This is a genomic window from Citrobacter sp., assembly GCF_050252275.1.
GTDB lineage: Bacteria > Pseudomonadota > Gammaproteobacteria > Enterobacterales > Enterobacteriaceae > Citrobacter_A > Citrobacter_A amalonaticus.
Genome location: NZ_JBFWLF010000338.1, coordinates 1 through 4472 on the forward strand (window position 1 = coordinate 1; position 4472 = coordinate 4472).

The 4472-nt window shown below is 55.7% G+C and carries 5 protein-coding genes; all 5 read right to left on the reverse strand.

The window, feature by feature from the left end; translation table 11 throughout:
- Positions 1–1376, reverse strand: a 1376-nt coding sequence (locus AB7E14_RS20935) for a sensor domain-containing diguanylate cyclase (protein ID WP_428169894.1), incomplete at its 3' end; no start/stop codon positions are given.
- A 343-nt stretch (positions 1377–1719) separates the two neighbouring features.
- Complete coding sequence (thiH, locus tag AB7E14_RS20940; protein ID WP_099433012.1) at positions 1720–2853, reverse strand: 2-iminoacetate synthase ThiH; 1134 nt, start codon at positions 2851–2853, stop codon at positions 1720–1722.
- Positions 2850–3620 (reverse strand): thiazole synthase, encoded by a 771-nt coding sequence (gene thiG, locus AB7E14_RS20945; RefSeq protein ID WP_316962973.1) that lies wholly within the window; start codon positions 3618–3620, stop codon positions 2850–2852. Before thiG ends, thiH begins: the two co-directional genes overlap by 4 nt.
- Before the next feature lies 1 nt (position 3621).
- On the reverse strand, positions 3622–3822 hold the full coding sequence (gene thiS / locus AB7E14_RS20950; protein WP_042998977.1) for a sulfur carrier protein ThiS: 201 nt from the start codon (positions 3820–3822) through the stop codon (positions 3622–3624).
- Positions 3803–4472 (reverse strand): HesA/MoeB/ThiF family protein (locus AB7E14_RS20955; RefSeq protein ID WP_428169895.1); only part of this gene is annotated, 670 nt, incomplete at its 5' end. The genes AB7E14_RS20955 and thiS, both read right to left, overlap by 20 nt.

Genomic DNA, 4472 nt, shown 5'->3' on the forward strand with positions numbered 1-4472 from the left:
ACCTCAATGCGCCAGCGTTCCAGTAGGGTATGCGCGTTGTTCAATTGCTCACCCGAGAACAGCACGGCAAACTCCTCACCGCCATAGCGATAGACAGAAACGGCGGCGGGTTGCATGATCTGAATCCCTTCGCGCGCGACGTTACGCAGGACGATGTCGCCATTCAAATGTCCCCAGGTATCATTGATGGATTTAAAGTTATCAATATCCACCAGTGCCAGGACGAACGGTTGGTGATCGTTCATCAGCGCGGCGATATCGCTGTCAAAAGCACGGCGGTTTTTACAACCGGTCAGGGCATCAATGGTCGCCTGTCGAACGTAAGCCAGTTCGCGCTCCTTATTGGACTCGATAGCTTTGCTCAGCATTGCTTCAAGGCGCGGCGCGCGTTTCACATCGCCGGTCTTGATTGCGTTGATGATATTCATCAGCACCGTGCGTGAAGCGTGGCGTAGATAGAGACCAAACAGCGCAATGATGATCGCCGCAAGGGCAAATCCCCAGACGACAATGTTGGTCTCATGACGTGTCAGATCGACGAGGGTTGTATCTGAAACCCGATAAATCACAAACCAGTCCGGGTTGGTGAACGAATAGTAGTAGTACCAGTCCTGAGTGTCCGGGTCGTACAGATTTCCTTCACCGCTGGTCATCCGGCTCATGGTTTTTTTACTGACATACTGTTTAAACAGCGCGCCTGTATCTGGATGCAGTACCACTTTTCCATCACGGTCGACCACATAGAACTCGCCCTGCACAGGAGCCACCATCTGGCGCAATGCGTAACCCATTGACGTCAGATCAAGATGAAACGCAATCGTACCTTTCATTTTCCCTTCGGGAGAGATGACCGGTTTGTAGATCGTCACCGTAGGGTGGTGCGTAAAATAGTCAATGTAGGGGGCGGTATAGTTGCTAAACGTACTGGCTTCAACCTGATCCATAAACCAGGGACGCGATTTCACGTCGAATGTTTTGCTGCGTTCGGTATTTAGCACCTGGGGCGCGCGCAGGTAATGGCCTTCTATATCTACCAATGAGATCGAGGAGACTGACGGCATCAGCGTCTGCAATTGCATGATGGTTTTCAGACCCTGTTCCGGGTCAAGGTTAACCGTGTCGTTCAGGTGGTCATTACGAGAAAAGTAGGTCGCCGCCCGACCAAGGATATAATCATTTTCGCGTAGCAAAGACTCGGTATAGTTCACCGCCAGGTTATGGGTGAAATTCCGATTAATGCCATGATAATCTTCAAGAAAATCATTCTTCTGCGTAAAAGTAATGAATAAGGCGATCAACAAAAAGCTGAGTATGATCCCCGTAAAGCTCACCAATATTGGCGTCGTGAATGAAAGTTTTCTGTTATGACGTGCCATTACTGTACTTATCCAGAAAGTGTAAATCCCGAAGAGAAGTGCGAAGTGAAGCCAACAATGTGGCTCTGCATATCAGGAAGAATGTAGGCAATTATAATCTCGCTGATATAAGTCGAGGTGATTTATCTTAAGAAGTGTACACCCCAGTGGCCATTTTTGGCTGAAATTGGTGTTTTATCTCGCTGATTTCGGTGAAGGCAGGGCGAAACGAGGAAGAAGCTCTTCGCCCTGGACAGCGTTAAGGCTGACGGTGATACGTTAAAAAAGTGAGAGGCTAACAACAACCTCTCGTTTTCTCTCTTTCGTCGCGGCTCGTAAAATGGTTACCCGTTTGCAAGACGGTTCATCGCCTTTGCGAAGCGCGCCCCAGATACGCATCCCAGTCTTTCCATACCGGCTGAAGCCCCTGCGCGGCAAGCGCATCGGCGACAGTTTCGGGACGGCGGTTGTCATGTGGCGCGAACTGTTCCAGTTCAGGATGATTGTCCGCATACCCGCCAGGCTGGGTTTTCGAGAACGCGCTGACGTTGTTAATCGCCAGCGGGATCACGTGGTCTCGAAACCAGGGCGACTCCCGCGTCGACAACGACAGCTCAATTTCCGGTGCCAGCAGACGGAACGCGCAAATGGTTTGTACCAGTTGGCGCTCATCCATGATTGAGGCGGGCTCAATACCGCCAGCGCACGGACGCAGGCGCGGGAACGAAATCGAGTAGCGGCTTTGCCAGTAGTGCTGCTGAAGCCACAGCAAATGCTCTGCAACCATATAGCAGTCCACCCGCCAGTTGTCGGAAAGACCAATCAGCGCCCCGAGGCCGATTTTGTCGATACCTGCGCGCCCCAGTCGGTCCGGCGTTTCCAGCCGCCAGAAGAAATCTTGTTTTCTCCCTTTCAGATGGTGCTGCGCGTACATCGCGTCGTGATACGTTTCCTGATAGACCATCACGCCGTCGAGTCCCAGCGTTTTCAGTTCGGCATATTCCGCCTCGGCTAACGGTTGAACTTCCATCTGTAATGACGAAAACTGCTGGCGAATGGTGGGCAAGTGGCGACGGAAATAGTCCATTCCGACCTTTGCCTGATGCTCGCCGGTGACCAGCAGGAGATGTTCGAAACCCAGCTCGCGGATCGCCGCACACTCCCGGATAATGTCCGTTTCATTCAGCGTCTTGCGCTTGATGCGGTTACTCATCGAAAAACCGCAGTAGGTACAGTCGTTAGCGCACAGATTGGAGAGATACAGCGGGACGTAAAAACTCACCGTATTGCCGAAGCGCTGGCGGGTCAGCGTCTGCGCCCGCTGTGCCAGCGGTTCAAGGTATGCGCTCGCGGCAGGTGACAGCAGTGCCATCATATCGTCGCGGCTGGGGTGGGGGGCATTTAGCGCCCGCTCAACGTCAGCGGACGTTTTGCTGTTGATGCGCAGGCGGATGTCGTCCCAGTCGAGTTGCTGCCAGCGGTCGGTGAACGTTTTCATACCGGGATCTCCAGAAAACCGGTCAGTGGGCTGGTGGCCTGCGCCTGACGGCTGCGACTACCCGGTCCTGCCTGACGCGCCAGAAGGCCGGCTTCCACCGCCAGACGGAAAGCGCGGGCCATCATCACCGGATCGTCCGCCACGGCAATCGCCGTATTCACCAGCACGGAGTCCGCGCCCATTTCCAGCGCCTGCGTGGCGTGGCTGGGTACGCCGATTCCGGCATCCACCACGACCGGAACGGTGGACTGCTGGATAATAATCTCCAGCATGGCCCGGGTTTCCAGCCCCTGATTAGAGCCAATCGGCGCGCCGAGCGGCATCACTGCCGCACAGCCCACCTCTTCCAGCCGTTTACACAGCACCGGATCCGCACCGCAGTAAGGCAGCACCACAAATCCTTGTTTTACCAGTGCCTCGGCGGCTTTCAGCGTTTCAATGGGGTCCGGCAGCAACCAGCGCGCATCGGGATGAATTTCCAGCTTCAGCCAATGGGTACCGAGCGCCTCGCGCGCAAGCTGTGCGGCAAAGATTGCCTCTTCTGCCGTTTTCGCCCCGGAGGTGTTGGGTAACAGCGTGACGCCCGCGTCGATAAGAGGAGCCAGGATGGCGTCATTATGCTGGCGCAAATCCACACGCTTCATGGCCAGCGTCACCAGTTGGCTACCGGAGGCGCGGATCGCGTCAATCATTAATGCTGGTGATGCAAACTTACCCGTGCCCGTGAACAGATGCGAATCAAACGTTTTATCTGCAATTCGTAACATTTCAACCCCCTGCGATAACCTGAAAAAGCAGGATCTGGTCGCCTTCCTGCACGATGTGCTGCTCCCACTGCTCGCGGGGCAGGATCTGTTGATTCAGCGCCAGTGCGGCGCCGGGTTTTAACTGATTCAATTGCGTCAGCAGTGTATGCACGGAGAGTCCTTCTGCACACTGCATTGGCTCATCATTGAACTGTATTCGCATGTCGCCCTCCACACACTGGGCACCCGCTGGCGCGGCGTAATGCCAGGCTGCGCCACTGGCTGGTTTTGCCGTCAAACAGGCGCAATTCGCCGCCGGGTATCGCCATACCGCTTAGGAGCTTGATTGCCTCGAGTGCCTGCAGGGTCCCCATCATCCCGACGACGGGGCCGACAACGCCTGCGGTACGGCAATTGCGTTCGGGTTCCGCGTCATCCGGCCATAAGCAGCGATAGCAGCCTTGTGACCAGGGCGGCGTCAACACCATCAACTGGCCGCCAAAACCGACCGCGCTGGCGGTGATCAGCGGGGTATCGAGCGCCACGCAGGCGGCGTTAATTTCCTGACGCGTCGCCATGTTGTCGGTGCAGTCGAGCACGACATCCGCTTGCGCCACTGCATGCCTGAGCGCCTCTCCACTCAGACGCTGCGTCAGCGAGAGCAGTTCGATATCCGGATTGAGTCGCGCCAGCCGCTGCTGTGCAACCTGCGATTTAGCGCGGGCAATGTCATCTGTGGTGAACAGGATCTGCCGCTGCAGGTTGCTGAGATGAACCTCATCGTCGTCAGCCAGCACCAGCGTGCCGACACCGGCTCCTGCCAGATACAGCGCGGCCGGTGAGCCTAATCCGCCCAGCCCGACGATCAGCACA

Coding starts and splice junctions, on each gene's coding strand:
- thiH (WP_099433012.1), bottom strand. CDS start 2,853: ATGAAAACGTTCACCGACCGCTGGCAGCAACTCGACTGGGACGACATC.
- thiG (WP_316962973.1), bottom strand. CDS start 3,620: ATGTTACGAATTGCAGATAAAACGTTTGATTCGCATCTGTTCACGGGC.
- thiS (WP_042998977.1), bottom strand. CDS start 3,822: ATGCGAATACAGTTCAATGATGAGCCAATGCAGTGTGCAGAAGGACTC.